At 74.9% G+C, this 20,234-nt stretch carries 15 protein-coding genes; 9 read left to right on the top strand and 6 right to left on the bottom strand.

What is annotated here, in order from left to right:
* The first annotated feature begins 211 nt into the window (after nt 1–211).
* Nucleotides 212–868, top strand: a complete 657-nt coding sequence (locus tag ABZ497_RS32280) for a DUF6215 domain-containing protein (RefSeq protein ID WP_359810555.1) — start codon at nt 212–214, stop codon at nt 866–868.
* Nucleotides 869–1,086: 218 nt separating this feature from the next.
* Nucleotides 1,087–1,812 carry a rhomboid family intramembrane serine protease gene (locus ABZ497_RS32275; protein ID WP_359810552.1) on the top strand — a complete coding sequence of 242 codons (726 nt, stop codon included), beginning with the start codon at nt 1,087–1,089 and terminating at the stop codon, nt 1,810–1,812.
* 309 nt (nt 1,813–2,121) lie between these two features.
* On the opposite strand, the gene ABZ497_RS32270 is transcribed toward ABZ497_RS32275, so the two are convergent.
* On the bottom strand, nt 2,122–3,333 hold the full coding sequence (locus tag ABZ497_RS32270) for an alpha/beta fold hydrolase (protein WP_329485325.1): 1,212 nt from the start codon (nt 3,331–3,333) through the stop codon (nt 2,122–2,124).
* A gap of 88 nt (nt 3,334–3,421) precedes the next feature.
* Between ABZ497_RS32270 and ABZ497_RS32265 the strand changes: the two genes are divergently transcribed.
* Nucleotides 3,422–4,003 (top strand): TetR/AcrR family transcriptional regulator, encoded by a 582-nt coding sequence (locus ABZ497_RS32265; RefSeq protein WP_359810549.1) that lies wholly within the window; start codon nt 3,422–3,424, stop codon nt 4,001–4,003.
* A 307-nt stretch (nt 4,004–4,310) separates the two neighbouring features.
* Nucleotides 4,311–4,493 (top strand): hypothetical protein, encoded by a 183-nt coding sequence (locus tag ABZ497_RS32260; RefSeq protein ID WP_359810547.1) that lies wholly within the window; start codon nt 4,311–4,313, stop codon nt 4,491–4,493.
* Between the two features lie 57 nt (nt 4,494–4,550).
* Here the strand turns inward: ABZ497_RS32260 and ABZ497_RS32255 are convergent, their stop codons facing one another.
* On the bottom strand, nt 4,551–4,979 hold the full coding sequence (locus ABZ497_RS32255) for a hypothetical protein (RefSeq protein WP_329485327.1): 429 nt from the start codon (nt 4,977–4,979) through the stop codon (nt 4,551–4,553).
* 408 nt (nt 4,980–5,387) lie between these two features.
* On the opposite strand from ABZ497_RS32255, the gene ABZ497_RS32250 reads away from it, so the two are divergent.
* Nucleotides 5,388–6,230 carry an alpha/beta hydrolase gene (locus tag ABZ497_RS32250; RefSeq protein ID WP_359810544.1) on the top strand — a complete coding sequence of 281 codons (843 nt, stop codon included), beginning with the start codon at nt 5,388–5,390 and terminating at the stop codon, nt 6,228–6,230.
* 149 nt (nt 6,231–6,379) lie between these two features.
* Nucleotides 6,380–6,811 carry an Ohr family peroxiredoxin gene (locus ABZ497_RS32245; protein ID WP_359810543.1) on the top strand — a complete coding sequence of 144 codons (432 nt, stop codon included), beginning with the start codon at nt 6,380–6,382 and terminating at the stop codon, nt 6,809–6,811.
* 186 nt (nt 6,812–6,997) lie between these two features.
* On the opposite strand, the gene ABZ497_RS32240 is transcribed toward ABZ497_RS32245, so the two are convergent.
* Together ABZ497_RS32240 and ABZ497_RS32235 are read right to left on the bottom strand one after the other, a co-directional pair.
* Nucleotides 6,998–7,768 (bottom strand): alpha/beta hydrolase, encoded by a 771-nt coding sequence (locus ABZ497_RS32240; protein ID WP_359810540.1) that lies wholly within the window; start codon nt 7,766–7,768, stop codon nt 6,998–7,000.
* Nucleotides 7,769–8,043: 275 nt separating this feature from the next.
* Nucleotides 8,044–9,660 carry a DUF6351 family protein gene (locus tag ABZ497_RS32235; protein WP_359810537.1) on the bottom strand — a complete coding sequence of 539 codons (1,617 nt, stop codon included), beginning with the start codon at nt 9,658–9,660 and terminating at the stop codon, nt 8,044–8,046.
* A gap of 456 nt (nt 9,661–10,116) precedes the next feature.
* On the opposite strand from ABZ497_RS32235, the gene ABZ497_RS32230 reads away from it, so the two are divergent.
* Nucleotides 10,117–10,308: a hypothetical protein gene (locus ABZ497_RS32230; RefSeq protein WP_359810535.1), complete on the top strand. Its 192-nt coding sequence runs from the start codon at nt 10,117–10,119 to the stop codon at nt 10,306–10,308.
* A gap of 64 nt (nt 10,309–10,372) precedes the next feature.
* On the opposite strand, the gene ABZ497_RS32225 is transcribed toward ABZ497_RS32230, so the two are convergent.
* Nucleotides 10,373–13,198, bottom strand: coding sequence for an AAA family ATPase (locus tag ABZ497_RS32225; RefSeq protein WP_359810564.1), 2,826 nt, complete (start codon nt 13,196–13,198; stop codon nt 10,373–10,375).
* 219 nt (nt 13,199–13,417) lie between these two features.
* On the opposite strand from ABZ497_RS32225, the gene ABZ497_RS32220 reads away from it, so the two are divergent.
* Entirely contained in the window at nt 13,418–15,718 is a 2,301-nt protein-coding gene (locus ABZ497_RS32220; protein WP_359810533.1) for a helix-turn-helix domain-containing protein, read from the top strand.
* 43 nt (nt 15,719–15,761) lie between these two features.
* On the opposite strand, the gene ABZ497_RS32215 is transcribed toward ABZ497_RS32220, so the two are convergent.
* Complete coding sequence (locus ABZ497_RS32215; protein WP_359810531.1) at nt 15,762–16,481, bottom strand: 2-phosphosulfolactate phosphatase; 720 nt, start codon at nt 16,479–16,481, stop codon at nt 15,762–15,764.
* 572 nt (nt 16,482–17,053) lie between these two features.
* On the opposite strand from ABZ497_RS32215, the gene ABZ497_RS32210 reads away from it, so the two are divergent.
* Nucleotides 17,054–20,224, top strand: coding sequence for a TIM-barrel domain-containing protein (locus ABZ497_RS32210; protein WP_359810528.1), 3,171 nt, complete (start codon nt 17,054–17,056; stop codon nt 20,222–20,224).
* Nucleotides 20,225–20,234: the final 10 nt, after the last annotated feature.

The following is a 20,234-nucleotide window of genomic DNA, read 5'->3' as shown; positions in this document are numbered from 1 at the left end:
GGCCGGGCCCGTCGCGACGGGCCCGGCCCGACCGGCGGGGGGTGAGGGCATCGGCACGAGGGGACGAGGCCGGTGCACGCGGGCACCGGTGCGGCGGGCCCGAGGGGACGGCCGCGACACCCGCGCAGCGCTCTGTCCTATGATCATCCCTGCTCATCGGGTCCCCGAGACACGGCGGACGAGCCGCGTCGACGAAGAAGGAGCCCGATCGGTGGCGACAGTCAAGCCCGGCAGGAACACCGCGGCCACGGTGACGGCGGTGGCACTCGCCGCCGTCGGAATCGGCGGCGGCGCGTGGGCGCTGGTCGCCCCCCGCACCGAGCGGGCCGAACCCCCGGCCGCGTGTGCCGCACCCCGGCCCACGGACCCGGCCGGCTATGCCGTGCTCTGCGCCGCCCTCAACCGCCCCGACCTGCCGGCCCTGCTGGGCACGCCGCAGGACCGGGTCTCCACGGCCGGTCCGGCACCCTTCGGCCTGGGCAAGGACGCCATGGTGGAGGTCCGGCTGGGGGTGAGTGCCGTCGCCCTGACGGACAGCTCCACCACGGTCGAGGACATCGCCGACATGCCTCGGTTCCTCCCCCGGCCCGCCACCGTGCTCGGCCATCCCGCCATGACGTACTACACCGACGCCATGAGCCTCGGCTTCGGCACGGACGGGAAGGCCACCACCGGCGTCGGCTCCCCTGTCCGGAACCTCGTCGTCGCGCAGGGCCCCGGCGCCCCGGGCGGCCGGGCCTTCGAGGTCGCCGTCTTCCGCCACGACGGCCGTCCCGTCGACGACGCACTCCTGTACCGGGTCGCCGAGGCCGTCATGCCCACCCTCCCCGGCTGGGTCACGGCGCCCTCGGAACCGTCCGGCCACTGACCGCGCCGCCGGCGACCACGACAGCCCCACCAGCCGGGGCGCGGGAGCAGCCCCGACAGCCCGGCCGGGCGCCGGACGGCCGCGGGCCGGCCCGCGGCTATGACGACTGTCACGGCCCCGTGAATGATCACCCGGCTGGTGCGGCGTTCCGCCCGGTTGCGATGATGGGTGACATGGACGGGGCGAGGTGCCCCGAGCGGTCGAACGGGGGGTCGGCGATGTCGCCGCATGAGATCGGGTTGTACGCGAGTGCGGCGGTGGTGGTCGGTGCGGGGCTGCGGACTTTGGTCCTGGCCGGCCTCACGGGCGGCTCCGGACACGGCGGTTCGGCGAGCGGCGACTCCGGGCCGGGTGAGGTGTTGGCGGTCGTCCGTACCGCCTTGGCGCGGCGCCCCAGGGTCACCCTCGCGCTGTTCGCGGTGATGGCGGCGATGGCGGTGGTCCAGTACGCGGTGCCCGGCGTGGTCGAGGGCCTGATGCGCCGGCCGGGTGCGCTGTCGGACGGTCAGTGGTGGCGGGCCGGAACCGCGCTGCTGGTGCAGTCCTCGGGGATCACGCAGATCGCGTTCAACCTGTCGGCGCTGCTCGTGATCGGCGCCGTCACCGAAGCGGTCCTCGGACGGTGGCGGACCCTGGGCGTCTTCCTGGCCAGCGGTGTCCTGGCCCATGTGGTCAGCCTGGCCGGCTGGGCGCCGAACGGGGGCGGCGACTCCGTGGCCATCTGCGGACTGCTGGGCGCACTGGCCGTCACCTGTCTGCTGGGCAGGAGCACGCCGGGCGTGACCGCCAAGGACATCTGGCCCGTACTGCTCATCCCCGCGGCCGGCACGTTCCTGTGCCTGCTGGAGAACAACCACGGTGCCGGACTGGTGGCGGGCTGCCTGATCGGCCTGGCCCTCGCGCTCCGCGGCAGGGAGCTGCCTCCGCAATCGGTCGTGGCGTAGCGCCACGAGTCCTGCCGGCGCGGGCCGGCCGCCCGTCCCGGAGGCGGCCGCCCAGGGACGCGTTCGCCACTCAGGGACGCGTTCGCCGCCCCGATGCCGCGACCGCACCGCCGAAGCCCCCGAGGCGGCTCGACCGTCTCGGGGGGCGGGCTCCGGATCGAACCGCGGCGGGGCCGCAGGGACGCGGCCCGGCGTTCCCCGGGGCGGGGCGAAGCCGGGCGGGGCGGGGCGAAGCCGCCAGCCCGGAACCCTCGGTTCGGCGGTCGGCCCCGGTCCGGCTGTGCACTGGGCCGGGGGCCACCGCCTCCGTCACCGCAGGACGGTGTCGAGCCAGTCGAGGATCCGGCCCATGGCGAGACGCTGGGCGCCGGTGTGGCAGTGGGCGCCCGCACCCTCGGCGACGGTGAAGCGGGCGAGGGTCTTGGGGCAGGTGAGGCGGTCGTAGAGCTGCTGGGCCTGGCCGTCGAAGAAGAGGTCCTCCTCGGCGTCGCAGACGAGGGTGGGGCAGGTGATCCGCTCGGCGATGCCGTCGGCGAGCGTGTAGTCGAGGTAGGAGGCGAGGAACGCGCGCGGGGTCGCCACGTCCATGACGTAGGAGCCGTGCGTGATGGCCCAGCGCACGGTCGGGTTGGTCTTCATCAGCGCCTCGATGGAGGCGTCGATCTCGGGGGCGTGCTCGGCGCGCAGCAGGGCCTCGGCCTCGGGGCGCGGCATCGGCAGGTTCTTCACGCTGACTTCGCCGAGGTCGTACACACCGTCGACGGCGATCACGGCGGCCAGTCGGTGTTCGAAGGCGGCCGCCCTGGGCGCGAGCAGGCCGCCCATGCTGAGGCCGAGCAGGGCGATGCGCTCGGGGTCGACCTCGGGGCGCTCGGCGATCAGCCAGTCGACCACCGGGGTGACGACGCTCTCCCAGTTCGGGCGGAACGGCAGCCCGTCACGGAAGCGGGCGGCCGGCTGGCCCGGGCCGTCGAAGGTGAGCACGTGGTAGCCGCGCTCCTGGCCGGCCGCTCCGCCGAAGAAGTGCATCTCCTCGGCGGACCCGTCGAAGCCGTTGTGCATGACGATCGTGGGCGCGGGGGCGTCGCCGGGGGCCCGGTAGAAGTAACCGTGGAGCACGGTGCCCTCGAAGGGGATCTCGACGGGTTCGATGCGGGGCTCGAAGAGGGCGGCCGCCGAGCGGAAGGTGTCCACCGCGCGCTCGTAGGAGGCCGCGATGCGGGGGTCCTTCGGGTTGCCGTGCAGGAAGAACTCGGCGGAGCGGAAGTAGTTGCTCGCCCGCAGGTAGGCGTCCCGGGCGCTGATCCGGTGGCCGCCGGCCAGGGCGGTGGCGGCCTCGGCGGCGGTGCGCTCGGCGGTGGCGGACCACTCCTCGTACCAGCCGTCGTAGTCACCGGCGGTGATCCTCTGGGCCGTGGCGATCACCTCGCCGAAGTCGGAGCCGCCGTAGGCCGCGTGACCGATCGCCCGGAGGGTCTCGTACCAGAACTGCGGGTCGTTCTCGAAGAGCAGGGGCTTCATGGCGTTCTCCTAATGCAAGATTGGTTGCGTTTATTACGGTAGTGAGCCGAAGCCATAGACGCAAGTTCTCTTGCGTTAGTCTTTGGCTGTGAACGAAGACCAGGTACGGCGCAGGACCGGCGGCCGAAGCGCCCGCGTACGGGAGGCGGTGCTCGGCGCGACGGCCGAGCTGATCGCCGAGCACGGCCACGCACGGATCTCCATCGCCCAGATCGCCGAACGCTCCGGCGTCCACCAGACCTCGATCTACCGGCGTTGGCGGTCGACCGACGCGATCGTGCTGGAGCTCGCGGTGGAGCGCCTCTCCGCCACGTCCGTGATCCCCGACACCGGGACACTGCGCGGGGACCTCGTCGCCTACGCCCACGGGGCGGCAGCGTCGATCGAGGGGCCGGACGGCCTGGCACTGCTACAGGCGCTCGTCGCCCTGCCCGCCGGGAACGCCGACCCCGGCCTCGACCCCAGGACCGTGCTCGCACCGCGCGGCAGGGACCTGCAGGACATGCTCGACCGGGCCGTGGCACGCGGGGAGCCGCAGCTGCACATGATGGACGTCCTGGACGGGATCGTCGCACCGCTCTACCTGCGGGTCCTCTTCCGGATCGGGGGGATCGACGAGGCGTACCTCGACTCCCTGGTCGTCAGGACGCTGGCGGCGGCGACGGACTGACGCGACCGGCGGCCGGAGCCGGGGCGCCGCGCCGGCCCTGCCGGGGCGGCGAAGAAGGCCCCCGACGCAGCGGTGGGCCGGGCCGCGGGCCGGGCCGCCACCGCCGGGCGACTGCGGGCCGTTCGGCCCTTCCAGCTGTGTGCAAGGTTCATGACGCACAGACTGGCGCCGGACCGTGTCCACTTCCCAGGTCCGTGCGGGGCGGGGACTGTCCACCCCTGTCCGCGGCTGTCCACCCGGTCCGCGACGGTCCACCCGGTCCGACGATGCGCGGACCAGGCCCTTCCCGTACCGCTCGGTCGCGGTCATGACCCAGGCGACGAAGGCCGTGCCCGGCAGGTCCGCCGACGGTGTCGTCGCCGTGCCCGAGCACCTCGGGGATCCGCTCGCGTACGCGGGCCCGGCCGCCGTCGTGCTTCTCAGCGCGCTCGAACTCCGCGCACTCCGTCGCCGGGGCGGGCGCGGAGTGCGCGGAGCGACAGCCGGCTGACCGGTGTCGGGGCCGCCCCGGGCGCGGGACGGCCCCGGTCGGCCTCGCCGGGTGGGGTCAGCGGGCCCGCAGCGGGCCGGCGAAGGACTTGCGCAGGGAGGACGGGGCGACGACGGGGAGCAGCGAGGCCAGCAGCTTGCCCTTCAGGGTGTCCGGGGTCCTGGTCAGTCGGACGTCCACCCGGGTGCCGTCGCCCTCCGGGGTCAGCCGGAAGACCCAGCCGCCGCCGGGCCCGAAGAGCTTGGAGTCGAGGGTGGTGATGGTGACCTCGTCGCCCCCGGGCTTCCAGTCGTAGCGGGCGCGCTCCCAGGCGGCGGCGGTGCCCTCGGTCACCTCGGCCCAGCCCTCCCCCGCGCCGTGCACCGCGAAGTGCGCCGCGTCGATGGTGGGCCACGCCTGGGCGCGGGCCGGGCCGAAGTCGGTGAGGACGGCCAGCACGGCGTCCGGGTCGAGCGAGGAGATCAGCTGGAAGTTGACGACGGTCACGAGGTCCTCCGGAGGTGGTGCGGGGCGGGCTGGGCCCGGTCGCACCCACCCTGGTGCGCGGACGCGGTTACGGCATCCGTCAGTTGACCGAGGACAGGGCCCGCGTCATGGCACTACGTCGACCGCCGGGTACGAAGTACCCGCGCCGGGTGGGGGTTTCGCCGGCCGCAGGTGGCGGGGCGGGGCGGTGACGGGCAGTCGGCGACTCGCTCGTTCGCCCCGGCCGGGCCGTCGGCGGGGGCCGGGACCGACCGTCATTCGACGGATCCGAGGCGCCGCCCGTGCCGCGAGGGTGGAACCACCGAGGCGCCCACCGTCCGCTCGGACGGGTTCGGGGCGCCGCATCGGCCCACTGACCCGCGTACCGGCACCCGTACCCGTACCCGTACCGAACGGAAGGACTGTCCCATGGCAGCAGGAAAGAGCACCCGGAAGCGCCGGCTGGCGACGGCGGCGGTCTGGGCCGCGGCCGCGAGCGTCGTGCTGGGCACGGCCGTGGCCGGGGGCACCGCGAACGCGAGCGCGCCGGTCGCGGTCGGCGTCAGGCCGACGATCGTCCTGGAACACGGCGCGTTCGCCGACGCGTCCAGCTGGAACGGCGTGATCAAGCGGCTCCAGGCGGACGGGTACCCGGTGGTGGCCCCCGCCGTCCCGCTCCGCGGCCCCGCCTCCGACGCGGTCGCGCTGCGCGGCCTGCTCCAGCACGTACCGGGGCCGAAGATCCTGGTGGGCCATTCCTACGGCGGCTCGGTCATCAGCGCGGCCGGCGCGAACGACCCGCAGGTCAGGGCCCTGGTGTACGTGGCGGCGTTCCTGCCCGCGCCCGGGGAGACGGCGCTGGAGCTGTCCGGCAGGTTCCCCGGGTCCACCCTCGGGGACGCGCTGGACCCGGTCACCTACCCGCTGGCCGACGGCACGGCCACCACGGACCTGTTCATCCGGGCGGACGCGTTCCGCCACCAGTTCGCCGCCGACGTCCCCGCCGCCCAGGCGGCGCTCATGGCCGCCACCCAGCGCCCGATCGCCCAGAGCGCGCTCCAGGAGCCGGCCACCGTCGCCGCCTGGACGGAGAAGCCGAGCTGGGACGTCGTCACGACCCAGGACCTGAACATCCCCGAGGCCGCCCAGCTCTTCATGGCCCGCCGCGCCCACGCCCGCGTCACCCTCGTCCCGGCCTCGCACTCGGTCGCCGTGTCGCATCCGGGGACCGTGGCGCAGGTGATCGAGGAAGCCGCCCGGACCACCCGCTGAGGCGGACCGGCGCGGCGCCTCCCGGGGCCCGGCGGCCGGCCCGCCCCGGCAGCAGCACCGCACATCTGACACTCCATCAGCAGGAGTCGGCATCCGAACCGGTGACCGCGGACGCGGATCGCCGGACCGACACGTACGAGGAGAAGGACATGGCAGTCAGTTACACCGGTGTGGTCACGGTGACCGGCGAGGGGCGCAACGGCGGGCAGGCCACCGCCAGCGACGGCCTGCTCAGCACCGCACTGGCCATCCCGAAGGCGCTGGGCGGCGCGGGCGGCGCCACCAACCCGGAGCAGCTGTTCGCGGCCGGCTGGGGGGCGTGCTTCCTGGGCGCGGTGCGGCGTGCCGCCGCCGAGCGCAAGGTCCGGCTGACCAGCACCGCCGTCACGGTCGAGGCCACGCTGACCCACGGCGACGACGGGGAGTTCGGCCTCAGCGCGGTGCTCGACGTCGAACTCGGCGGCGTGGACCAGGCGATGGCCGAGGAGCTGGGAGCCGCCGCGCACCGGCTGTGCCCCTACTCCAAGGCGACCCGGGGCAACATCCCGGTCATCGTCCGCGCGAGCGCGGTGGCCGGCTGACGCGGCCCGAGTCACCCGCGGCGGCGGTGAACACCTTCTGACGCGCACAGCGCACAGAGCGAATCACGCGCACACACCGAGGGCCCCGCCACGGCGGGGCCCTCGGTGTGTCGTGTTCCCGACCGGACCGGCCGGGAGTACGGGGGCCGGCACAGGCGCGCGGCCCCCGGTCGGTCTCCCGGCCGGTCAGCGGCCCGGGGCGGTGGGGCGGACGCCCCGCTCGTCGAGCCAGTCGAGGACGTAGTCGGCGACGGACCGCCAGCCGCTGTCGATGACCAGGGAGTGGCCCCGGTCGGCGAACTGCTTGAGGTCCGTGGTCGCGGTGGAGTCGCCGTACGCCTTGTAGACGGCGCGGGTCACGCAGTCGGGCACCAGCAGGTCCTCCTGCCCCGACACCAGCAGCAGCGGCCCGCGGGCCGCGTTCCGGGTGTCCGCCGAGGTGCTCGGGTGCCGGGGGCCGCCGCCGCAGCCGAGGTCCGCCAGCAGGCGGCGCGGGGCGGGCACGACGTAGCGGTCGTACAGCCGCTCGCCCTCCGCGCCACCGACCGTGGTGCCGAGGAGGTCGCGGAAGCGCTCGGGGGTGAGCGGGACGGCGAGGCGCGCGGCCGCGCAGGCGCAGTCCGGGCAGCGCAGCGCGACGTCGTTGACGGGCGCCGGGGCGAGGGCCACCGCGGCCCGGCCCAGGCCGGCGCCGACCAGGTGCTGGGCGACCAACCCGCCGACCGAGTGCCCGATGATCACCGGCGGGACCTCGAAGGAGCGCACGATCCCGGCGTAGTGGCCGGTGAGGCCGTCCAGGCCGAGGTCGGGCACCCGGTCCGGGTGTTCGCGGGCCTCCCGCGCGGTGGCGGCCTCGCCGGGCCACCCCGGGGCGTGGGCGAGGTAGCCGTGGCCGGTGAAGCGCTCGACCCAGCACTCCCAGGACAGCGCGTGCAGCCACGCGCCATGGATGAACACGACGGGAGTACGGATCACAACGGGCCCTCCGAGCGGGATGTCGGCCTGCACCGGCGTGCGGCGACCGTTCCAGCATCGGTCCGGGCGTCGCCCACGGGATCAGTCGAATGACTGAGGCCACGGGGTACCGACAGGAACGGACGACACCCACCAACGGGCGACACCAACGGGCGCGCACGGCGCGGCACCGGGGCGGCGCAGCGGCCGCCCCCACCGAAACGTCCCGGCCCGCACCCCGGGGAGAGGGGTACGGACCGGGACGGCCTGGGGACGGGTCAGCGCCGGGTGGCGGGCCCGCAGCGGAAGTCGGCGGCGTCGGCGGCGTCGCCGTGGCCCTGGTAGCGCGGGACCAGCGGGTAGGCGCACAGGTCGCGGGTGACGGTCCGGCCGTCGGCCGTCGGCAGGGTCGCGGGCAGCGTCCGCGGGGCCTCGCCGTGCTCGACCCAGGCGGTCAGTGCGGCGAGGTCGGCGCCCTGGCCGAGGAGTCCGCAGTGCGACGCCCCCGGGGCGAGGAAGACGCGGTAGAAGTCGTCGACCTTCTTCGCACCGCCCATCCGCTGCTCGACCCGCTCGCGGTACTGCACCGTGCCGGCGGCGGGGATGAACTGGTCAGCGGATCCGTGCCAGGTGAGGAGCTTGCCGCCGGCCTTCCGGAAGCCGGACAGATCCGGGTCGTCGGTGCCGATGATCCGGTCGTACTCGGCCTCGGACTGCCGGAACAGTTGGGCGAACCGGCCGGTGGTGAGGGTCGTGAGGTCGAAGGCCGGCTGCTTCTTCAGCCAGGTCGACACCCAGGCGGCCGGTACCGGGAACGGCGTGCCGACCCGCTCGCCGGTGGTCTCGTCGACCTTGCTGCCGGCGAGGCCGGCCAGGTCGGCGCCGATCGGCACGCCCGACCACAGCTTCGTGCCCGAGGCGGTGCGCGGGCCGTCCCAGATCCGGCGCACCACCTCCGCGTCGGCGGCGGTGATCGTCAGCCGCCCGCCGTCGCACTCGACGGTGGTGCCGATCAGCCGGCGCGGGTCGTAGCCGCACGCGTCGGGGTCGGTCAGCAGCCCGTCCGCGGCGCCGTCGAGCCGGTCGCAGGCCTGGACGGCGGCGTCGGTGAAGGCCTTGAACTCGCACGCGGTCGGGAAGGTCCCGGCCTCGTTCATCACCACCTGCGGCCACAGCGTGGCCACCTCGAACTCGTCCCAGTTGACGGCGGGCGCGTTGGCGAGGATGCCGTCGTAGTCGGCCGGGTACTTCTGGGCCTCCGCGTAGCCCTGGCGCCCGCCGGTCGAGCAGCCGTTGAAGTAGGAGTAGGACGCGGCCCGGTCGTAGTGGGCGGCGACGACCTCCTTGGCGACCACCGCGGCCTCGTGCTCGGAGCGGGAGGCGAAGTTCTCCAGCAGCGCCCGGTCGGCCCGGCCGTCGGCCTTCAGCGCCCACGTGGTGTCGAGGTAGGTGCCGACGCCCGCGTCGGTGGTGGCGGCGGCGTAGCCGCCCTTGACCGCGCCGGCCAGGCCCGCTCCGTAGTCGCCGGCGGCGTACGCGCTGCCGCCCACCGTCTGCAGCCGGCCGTTCCAGTTCTGCTGCGGCAGCCAGACCCGCACCGTGGCGTGGTCGCCCTGGCCGGGGTGGGTGAGGGTGATCGTCACGTCGCAGAACGCCGGGACGTCCGGGACCTGGGCCGCCGGCTGCGGGAACACCGCGGGTACGTCGAAGGTGCCGGCGGCGTGGGCGACCGCGGCGACCCGCTCCACCGCGGTGCCCGCCGGGGCGTGCACCGCGGGGCTGGTACAGCCGTGCGGGGCGGCGGAGCCGGGCGCGGCGGCCGAGGCGCCGGGTGCGTACACCGCGGCGGCGAGGGGCACGGCGGCGGCGAGGGCGGCCAGGAAGCGTCGGTTCATGGAGGTCCCTTCCCAGGGGTGGTGTGGTGTGGTGCCCGACGGGAACGGCGTTGTTCGGTCGGGCGGGGCGGCGGCCGCCGGTCGGGGGCGGACCACGACTCCCGGCGGATTCGCGGGGACCGGGGTCGGGCCCGCGACCGGGGCTCGCCGGTCAACTGTGTGCCGCGGGCGGCCACCACCACATCAGTCATCCGACTGCCGGTCGGGCAGCGCCGTCGGCGCAGTCGTACCGGCCGGACGCGGCTGCGGCGCACACCTCACGCACCGTCAAACCGCTCCTGCACAAGGCTGGACCGACTGCGGGGAGGGCCGGCCGCCCGGGCCGCCCCCTCCCGGGGTCCCTCCGGGGTCGGCTTCCGGGGTCGTGGGAACTCCCGCCCCGGTGCGGGAATCCGCCGGACCGCTGCCACGTTGCCCGGGTACGACACATCCGCCACCTGCCAGTCGGAGGTCCCTGTGAAGTCCCGCGAACACGGCACCGACGACGCGGCCGAGGCCGGCCGGGCCCGCTTCCGCACGCTGCCCGAACGGATCCGCCCGGAGCAGACGTCCACCTCACTGCCGGCCTCACCGGCCGGCCCCGCACGGGGCTCGTACCGCCAGGACGACTGGCTGGCCCGGAACGTGTGGTGCGGCACCCTGCTCTGAGCCGGGGGCGGTCCGGGCCCTCCGCCCGTCTGACGATCCGGGTCGCACGCGCAGCAGGAATCCCCTACCGCTCAGGCTGCTCCCCCGGCTGGTCCGGGAGGGCGGCCAGGGCGTCCCGCAGGGCCGCGCGGGAGGTCACGCCCAGCTTGGGGAACACCCGGTACAGGTGGGAACTGACGGTGCGCGGCGAGAGGTGCGTCCGCTCGCCGATCTCCTTGTTGGTCAGGCCGCCGGCGGCGAGGTCGGCGATTCGGCGCTCCTGCCAGGTCAGCGCCGCCGGGTGCGCCGCGGCGGAGTGCGCCGGGGCGCCGCAGAGCCGCAGCTCGGCCCGGGCCCGCTCTGCCCAGCCCCGGGCGCCGAGCCGCTCGAAGGTCTCGACGGCCCCGCCGAGCACCGGGCGGGCGACCCGCGGCCCCAGGTGCTGGCGCAGCCGGATGCCGTGCGCCAGCCGGATGCGTGCCAGTTCGAACGGGAAGTCACCGGCGGCCGGGTGCTCCTCGGCCCGGCGGTACATCTCGGCCGCCTCGGCGCCGTCCTCGGCCGTCATGGCGAGGGCTCCGCAGGTGATCACGGCCAGCCGGGGCGAGACCTCGGGCAGGCCCGCGTCCCGGGCCGCCAGGGCGTGCCGGCGGGCCTGCTCGGCACGGCCCGTGTGCAGGGCGGCCTCCACCAGGTCGAGCACGGTGCGCGAGGCCTGGTGCGCGCAGGGTTCGAGGACGCCGGGGGCGGTGATGCCGATCGCGCACAGGTAGGCGGCCTCGTAGTCCCCTTCGCTGAGGGCGGCCGTCGTCCCCACCGTGTCCGCGATCTGGGTGAGGAAGCCGATCCGCCGCGGCCGGGCCCACCGGTCGACCACGGCCTGCAGGTCCCGTGCGCGGTCGAGGTCGCCGCGCAGCGCCGCGAGCACGGCCAGATAGGCCCGGCTCTGCTGGGCGAAGAGGACATGGCCGTGGGCCAGGGTCAGTTCCAGGACCTGCTGTCCGGTCCGCTCGGCCGCCTCCCAGTCACCCGAGGCGGTCTGGTCCAGCATGATCAGGTGCAGCATGGTCATGCCGGTGCCCACCGCGCCGGCCCGCAGTTCGCGCTGCACGCTCCGCCGCAGGTACGTCCGGTAGTGGCTCAGGGCGTCGACGTGGTAGGCGGCCACGCCCAGCCGGGTGATGTCCCACGGGTCCAGGTCCGGGTAGGCGGCGAACGCCGCGGCGACGCGTTCGCCGACCCCGGCGCCGCGGCGCACCACGTCGCACCAGGCGTCCTGGTAGACGCGCGAGTTCGGGGGGACCAGGCTGCCCAGGGAGTCCAGCAGGCGGTGGGTCCGCTGCCAGGACGTGCTGTCGCCGGCGTACTGGCTGACGGCCAGCAGGAGGTTCACCAGCCGGGTGAGTTCCTCGCTCGGCGCGGGGGCATCACCGCCGGTCCGCCCGGCCGCACCCCCGATGGTCCGCGCCGGGACGCCGCCGACCGGCTGCCCGGCCGCGCCGTCGACGATCCGCTCGACGGCCGCCGCCACCTGGCGGTGGGCGGACCGCACGTCCCCGTCCTCGTAGAGGACGGCGTAGGCGAAGGCCAGGGCGGAGGCCGTCGTCCCGGCCCGGCCGGGCGCGCCGTCCGCGCCGACCAGGCGCTGGGCCTGGTCGAGCAGTCCGGCGTGCCCCGCGACGAACGCCGCGTCCCCGAGCCGGCGGGAGCGGTCCTCCGGGGTCCGGCTCAGTTCCGCGGCCCGGGTCAGCCAGGTCACCGCGGCGGCCGCGCCGCCCCGGCGGGTCGCCGACGCGGCCGCCTGCTCCAGGGCGGCGGCCACCTCGTCGTCCGGATCGACCGCGGCGGCGGCCAGGTGGGTGGCCCGGCGCTCGATGTCGTCCCGGTGCACCTCGGCCAGCGCCGCGTGGGCGGCGCGCCGCTCGTTCGGGGTGGCCGCCCGGACCACGGTCGAGCGCACCAGCGGGTGCCGGAACACGAACTCGCCGCTGAAGTGGTCCTGGTCCAGCAGGCCGACGGCCGCCGCCTCGTCGACCTCCCGCATGCGGTAGCGCGCACCCGCGGTCGGACCGGCCGGGGCCCCCGCGTTGACGCCGTCCAGGGCGCCGCGCAGCAGCTCCGCGCGGGCGGCCGGCCCCAGCGCCGCGATGCGCGCGCCGAAGACCTGGCGGAACCGGTCGGGAAGCGGGACGACTTCATGGCCGTCCGGCTCCCCGGCGGCGGGCCGTGCGGCGCTCCCGCCCAGGTACGACGGGAGTTCCAGGAGGGCGAGGGGGTTGCCCTGGGCCTGGTCGAGCACCCGGCGGCGGACCCGCGGGTCCACGTGCGGGTGGCGCTCGTCGAGCAGTCGCTCGGCGGCGGGCCCGTCCAGCGGCGGCACCGGCAGCGCGGGCAGCGCGGCCGCGTCGAACCCGGCGGAGCTCTCGGGCCGCAGGGCGACCAGCAGCTTCACGGTGTTGCCGGCGAGGCGGCGGCCGACGAACCCGCAGACCTCGACGCTGGCCGCGTCGAGCCACTGGCCGTCGTCCAGCACCAGCAGGAGGCGTTCCTGCGCGGCCGCGACCGCGACCAGGTCGAGCACCGCGATCCCCAGGGCCATGACGGACGGGGCCCGTTCCTGGCTGCGCCCGAAGACCACGTCGAAGGCGACCCGGTGGACGTCGTCCAGGCGCTCGGCGTACGGGAGCAAGGGGTGGAGCAGCTGATGCAGACCGGCGAAGGGCAGGTGCGACTCCGCCTCGACGCCGACCGCCCGGACCACCCGGTAGCCGACGCCGCCCGCGTACTGCGCGACGTGCTCCAGCAGGGCGCTCTTGCCGACACCGGTCTCGCCCTTGAGCACCAGGGCCTGGCCCTGCGGCGCGGCCAGGAACGAGGCGAGGACGGCCCGCTCGGCCTCCCGGCCGACCATGGGCGTGGCGAGGGACTCCACCGTGTGCTGCTCCTTCCGCCCGGCGGGCCGGCTGTGGCCCCGCGCCCACTCTCTCCTCCTCCGGTGCCCGGGGGCCAGGCAGTTGACCGGCGGTTGGCAGGCGGTTTCGCCCGCCGCCTCCCGGTGGACGGGTGCGACAACCGACCCGCCCGGATGAGATGATCTCCGTCGAGGGAGCAGGTCGGGGGGTGTGGGGCGATGGAGCAGGCGACCTTCGGCGCGCTGCTGCGGGCGGCACGCGGGCGTGCCCGGTTGACGCTCGACGGGCTGGCCGGCGCGTCCGGCGTCAGCGTGCGGGCGATCGGCGACATGGAGCGCGGCCGCAGCGTCCCCCGGCACGGCACGCTGGACGAGCTGATGGACGCCCTGGCCCTGGACGAGGACGAACGGCGCACGCTGACGGCCGCCGCCCGGCGCACCGCCGACCCGGCTCCGGCGACGACGACCGCCGCCACGGCTCACCCGGTCCCCCGCCAACTGCCGCCCGCCCTCCGGACCTTCCGCGGGCGGGACGACGTCCTGGCCCGCGTCCGGCACCTCGGCGGCGGCCCCGGCGACCGGGCCGAGCACCCGCCGGTCGTCGCCGTGGGCGGCATGGCCGGAGTGGGCAAGACCAGCCTGGCCGTCCACTGGGCCCACATGGTCGCGGACCGGTTCCCCGACGGCCAGCTCTACGTGAACCTGCGCGGCTTCGACCCCTCGGGCACCGGGCTGGACCCCGCCGAGGCGCTCGGCGGCTTCCTCCGCGCGCTCGGGGTGCCGGGAGCGTCGATCCCCGACGGCGCCGAGGAGCGCGCCGCCGTGTTCCGGGAGCTGCTGGCCGACCGCCGGATGATCGTGCTCCTCGACAACGCGCGCGACTCGCAGCAGGTACGGCCGCTGCTGCCGAGGTCTCGGGACTGCCTCACGGTCATCACTTCCCGCAACCACCTGACCGGACTCGCCACCACCGACGAGGTCCGGCTGGTCGACCTCGGCCTGTGGACGGCCGAGGAGAGCCTGGACGCGCTGGCCGCACGGATCGGCCCCGAGCGCGTGGCCGCCGAGCCCGCCGGGGCGGCCGAGCTGGTGGAGCTGTGCGGGCGCCTCCCGCTGGCCGTCGCGATCGTCGCCGCCCAGCTGGCCGCGGAGCCCGCCCTGGCGCTGCGGGTCGCCGCCGGTGAACTGACCGGGGCCCGCTCCCGGTTGGACGCCCTCACCACCGACGACCCGCACTCCGACGTCCGGGCCGTCTTCTCCTGGTCCTACCGGGCGCTCGACCCGGCGGCCGCCCGGCTCTTCCGCCACCTGACCGTGCTGCCGGGCCCGGTGTTCTCCGCCGAGGCGGCGGCCTCCGCCGCGGGCGAGCCGATGGCGACGGCCCGCCGCCTGCTGCGCTCCCTGGTCGCCGCCAGTCTGCTCAGCCGTGACGCGGACGGCTGCTTCGTCCTGCACGACCTGGTCCGGGAGCACGCCGGGGACCTGCTCGACCAGGAGCGCGACGACCGCTACGCCGCCGAGATCCGGCTGCTCGACTACCTCCGCCACAACGCCCGGGCCGCCGTCCGGGCGTCGGAGACCCGCCCCATCCACGAGCTGGACCACGCACCGGCGCCCGGGACGGTGCTGCTGCCCTTCGACGGCCGCGAACAGGGCCGGGCCTGGTTCCAGCGGGAGGAGCGCACCATCCTGGCCGCCCTGCGGACGGGCGACGACCCCCGGCTGCTCCACTACCGGATGGGCCTCGCCCACGACTGCATCCCGCACTTCTCCGCCCGGGGGCAGTGGGCCGACGAGATCGCCATGCAGCGGCTGGCACTGGAGGCGGCCCTCCTGCTCGACGATCCGGAGGGCATCTGCCGCACCGCGGCCGCCCTGGCCCGCGCCCTCGCCGAGACCGGCCGCAGCGAGGAGGCGGACCGGGCGGTCGGCCACGTCGAACGCCGGCTCCACCTGCTGCCGCCGCTCGCCCAGGCCGACGCGCAGCGCAGTCTCGGCTGGGTCCGCGGCCGGCAGCGGCGGCACGGCGAGGCCCTCGGGCACGCCCGCACCGCACTGGCGATCTACCGGACCCTGGCGGACGACAACCTCATCGCGCGTGAACTCAACGCCGTGGGCTGGTACCTGACCCTGCTGGGCCGGCACCGCGAGGCCATCGCCACCTGCCGCGAGGCGCTGCCGCTGCTCCAGGAGACCGGCAACCGCTTCAGCGAGGCCGCCACCTGGGACAGCATCGGCTACGCGCTCCACCACCTGGGCGAACTGGAGGAGGCCGTCCACCACTTCCGGACCTCGCTGGGGCTCTACGAGGAGCTGCTCGACGGGTACAACCAGGCCGAGGTGCTCGACCACCTGGCCGGGACCCAGCAGGCCCTCGGGGACGCGGATGCGGCCCGGGCCAGCTGGCTCCGGGCCGCGGACCTGCTGGGCGCGCTCGGCAACTCCCGCGCGGACGAGATGCGGAGCCGCGGCCTGACCGGCCGGGAGCCGGCCGGCTCATCCGCCCACGCGTGCGACTGACGACCTGTCGGGCACCCCGGGGCCGGCCCCCACCGGTGCCCCGCTACCCGCCCGGGAGCGCCCGGACCGAAGCCCCGTCGGCCGGCGCGGGCACCGGATGGGGCCGCAGGACCATCAGCGAGTCCTCCCAGGTCGCCACCACGGCGAACGGGAACCGGTCGAGTTCGAGGCAGAGCGCGACGTCGTCGGGGTGGGCTCCCTGCCGCACCCCCTCGGTGAGTTCGGCGGCGGCGCGTGACCCGCCGGCGCGGCGCAGGTACTCGGCGGCGTCCGTCCCGGCGCCGGTGGCCCGCCCGGCGATGTACCGGGCGCAGGCCCGGTCCTCCTCCGCGTGCCCGTCCTCGCCGGTGACCACGAAGGTCACGCTGTCGCACGCGCGCGCCCGCAGCAGCCGGGCGGTCGCCTCCGCCACCACGAAGCCCGCGCACAGCACCAGTGCCGCGTCCCTGACGGCGAGCGCGCCGACCGTCCCGGCGGTGGTCTTCTGCACCACGGTGCGCCCGCCGAGATCGGCGGTGCGCAGCAGGCCGGGCGAGTTGACGAGGTCGAAGCCGGGCGCGGGCGGACCGTCCTTGAGCGCCAGCCACTCCGGGTGGCGTGCCTTGAGTGCCAGGGCATCGTCCAGCGACTCGGCGAGAACGATCTTCTCCGCCCCTCGGGCGAAGGCCCAGGGCGCCACGGTGAAGGCGCGCATGACGTCGACTACGACGGCCACGGACGGGGCTTCGGCCAACTCGGCGATGCCGAGGAAACGAGTGTCCATCCGGTCATGATCACGCAGGGCGGCCCCGGCGCGCCCGGTCAGTGACGCGCCTCACAGCGACGGGGGCCCCGCCGGACAGCCGCCCCCGCACAGCGCGGGTCACTCCACCGGGGCGGCGGCCACCCGGCGGACCGGGTCGCGGCGCCGGGTGCGGTCGGCGGGGCCCACGACCGCCAGCGCCTCGGGGTTGGGCCGCCCTCCGGGACGCCCTCGCCCGAACCGGCGCCTCGGAGTCCGATACCTCGCACGCCTGATCACAAGTGCGGTTTTCCCCGCATCTCCCTGCAGATTTCTGCACCATCGCGCCGCTACTTCTGGACAAATCGCCCATCGACCTCCCGCGCCTGCATCAACTCGGCCATGACAACGGCTCAGCAGCCGGAGCGCCCCCCGCGCGAGCGGTCCCGACCAGGGCCTAGTTGCAGTTATCTGAGTCAAAAGAAGCAGTTGCGCTCATGTTCGTTCTCTTGACTGCACTTTTGGTGAGTGGTGTCATGCCTACGCTGCCCACTCGGCCAGTCGCCCGTCGCGTTCGCCGACGGGTTCGGACCTTCTCCCGTGAAGGACGTCGCATGCCTCGCAACACAACCCGCTGGTGGCAACGATGGGGCGGGGGGCGGCCGTTAGCGGCCGGGCTCGTCGCCGTACTGGTCGGGGCGGTGCTCTCCGTCACCGGTCCGGCCTCGGCCGCCGCGGCCTCGACCGCCGGGAACGCCACCGGGCTCACGCAGTCCGGGAGCACCTACACGGTGAGCACGTCCAGCGGGGCGAAGGCCCGGGTGGCGATCGCCCGGGCGGACATCTTCCGGATCTGGCTCTCCCCCACCGGCGCCTTCACCGACGACCCGGCCGGCTCCGCGCTGGCCGTGAAGACCGACTTCGGCCCGGTGGTGACGAGTCACTCCGACGCCGGCGCCTACTACCGGATCAACACCGACGCGATGACCATCAGGGTCTACAAGTCGCCGCTGCGGTTCGCCCTCTACCGGTCGGACAACACCACGCCGATCTGGCAGGAGGCCCAGCCCACCAGCTGGACGGCCTCCCAGACCACCCAGTACCTCACCCAGGGCGCCGACGAGCAGTTCTACGGGACCGGCCTGCGGCTGGGTGAGTGGGCGCTGCGCGGCAAGACGGTGCCGATCTCGGTGAGCAACACCTGGCGGGAGAACGACAACGCCAGCCCGGCGCCGTTCTACATGTCGACCAACGGCTACGGCGTCATGCGCAACACCTGGGCCCCCGGCAGCTACAGCTTCGGCGCACCGGGCTCGTTCACGCACAACGAGAAGCGGTTCGACGCCTGGTACGTCGTCGGGGACTCGCTCAAGGGCGTGCTGAACTCCTACACCGACGTCTCCGGGAAGCCCTTCCTGGCCCCGATGTGGGGCTTCGAACTGGGCAACGCCGACTGCTTCAACGCCTCGAACCCCACCTACCAGGGCGACCACGACCGCGTCCGGCACCAGACGACGCCCGACGTGGTCGGCTACGCGACGGACGCCCGCAACGCCGACATGCCGTCGGGCTGGTTCCTGCCCAACGACGGCTACGGCTGCGGCTACACCGATCTGCCCGGCGCCGTCGGCGGCTTGAAGGCCAAGGGGTTCCAGACCGGCCTGTGGACGTCGACCGGTCTGTCCAACATCGTTGACGAGGTCAGGACCGCCGGCAGCCGGGGCGTCAAGACCGACGTCGCGTGGATCGGCGGCGGCTACAAGTACGCGTTCGACGGCGTCCAGCAGGCCGTCAAGGGCATCGAGGACAACTCCGACGCCCGACGCTACGTGTGGACGGTGGACGGCTGGGCCGGGACCCAGCGCAACGCGGTCGTCTGGACCGGCGACACCTCCGGCACCTGGGACGCGATGCGCTGGCACGTGCCGGCCATCACCGGAGCCGGGCTCTCGGGCCTCAACTACGCGTCCGGCGACGTCGACGGCATCTTCGGCGGCAGCCCGCAGACCTACGTCCGGGACCTCCAGTGGAAGGCGTTCACCCCGGCGTTCATGACCATGTCCGGCTGGGGCCCGACCGCTCCCTCGGCCGGGTACAACGACAAGGAGCCCTGGCGCTTCTCGGAGCCGTACCTGTCCATCAACCGCAAGTACCTCCAGCTCAAGATGCGCATGATGCCGTACCTGTACACGATGAGCCACACCGCCGCGCAGACCGGTGTGCCCTCCACCCGGGCGATGGTGCTGGAGTACCCCGACGATCCGGTCGCCCGGGGCAATCTGACCAGTGGTCAGTTCATGGCCGGTGACTCCCTGCTGGTGGCCCCGGTGGTCACCGACACCACCACCCGCGACGGCATCTACCTGCCGGCCGGCACCTGGACCGACTACTGGACCGGCAAGGCCTACAACGGTCCGGGCTGGCTCAACGGCTACGCGGCGCCGCTGGACACCCTGCCGCTGTTCGTCAAGGGCGGCGGCATCGTCCCGATGTGGCCCCAGATGAACTACACCGGGGAGAAGCCGGTCTCCACCCTGACGTACGACGTCTACCCGCGCGGCAACTCCTCCTTCAGCCTCTACGAGGACGACGGGATCACCCGTGCCTACCAGGGCGGCGCCTCCGCCACCCAGCCGGTGAACGTCACCGCGCCGACCGCCGGCACCGGCACCGTCACCATCGACGTCGGCGCCAGCACCGGGTCCTACACCGGCAAGCCGGCCTCCCGGGGCTACGAGTTCAGCGTGCACGCGGCCTCGGCCCCCAGCGCGGTCTCGGTCGGCGGCACCCGGCTGGCTGCGTACGGCTCGAAGAGCGCCTACGACAGCGCCGCCACCGGCTGGTACTTCGACGCGGCCGACCGCTCTGGCGTGCTGTGGATCAAGGCCGGCGACAGGTCCGGCGCGTTCACCGTGACCGCGTCCGGTGTGACGGTCGCGGCCGGGGGCGCGATCCCGACCTCCGCCACGCCGATCCCGCAGGCCGGCTGGAAGCTCGTCTCCGCCGACAGCCAGGAGACCGCGGCCGAGGACGGCGCGGCCGCCAACGCCTTCGACGGCGACCCCGCGACCCTCTGGCACACCGCCTGGTCCGCCGGGAACGCCCCGCTGCCGCACGAGGTCCGGATCGACCTCGGCGCCCGCTACAACGTCGACGGCATGACCTACCTGCCGCGCCAGGACGGCGGCAGCAACGGCCGGATCGGGTCGTACGAGGTGTACGTCTCCGACAGTGCCGACACCTGGGGGACGCCCGTCGCCACCGGGACCTTCGCCGACTCCGCCGGGGCGAAGACCGTCACCTTCAGCCCGACGACCGGCCGCTACCTGCGGCTGCGGGCCCTCACCGAGGCGGGCGGCCGCGGCCCCTGGACCAGTGCGGCGGAGATCACCGCCACCGGCCGGCCCACCCCGCTGCCGAGCAACGCGGAGCTGGTCAACGCCGCCTCCTCCAGTTGCGTCGACCTACCGGGCAGCGCGAGCACCCCGGGCACCCAGCCCGCCCTCTACGGCTGCCACGGCGGACCCAACCAGCGGTGGACCTTCCAGCCGAACGGCACCCTCACCGGCCTCGGTGGCAGCTGCCTGGACGGTGGCGCGGCCGTCGCCGCCGTCCAGGCCTGCAACGGGTCGAGCGGCCAGCAGTGGCAGCTCGGCGGCGCCGGCACCGTGACCAACGGCGGCCGCTGCCTCGCCCCCGTCGGCGCGGCCACCGCCTCGGGCACCAAGCTCGAACTCGCCACCTGCAACGGCACCGGCGCCCAGCGCTGGACGCCCACCCCGTAGTCCGCCGACG

Source organism: Kitasatospora sp. NPDC005751 (genome assembly GCF_040630835.1).
Lineage (GTDB): Bacteria > Actinomycetota > Actinomycetes > Streptomycetales > Streptomycetaceae > Kitasatospora.
Note: the sequence above shows the minus strand (reverse complement) of the source record. Positions and strands in the feature narration are given on the sequence as shown.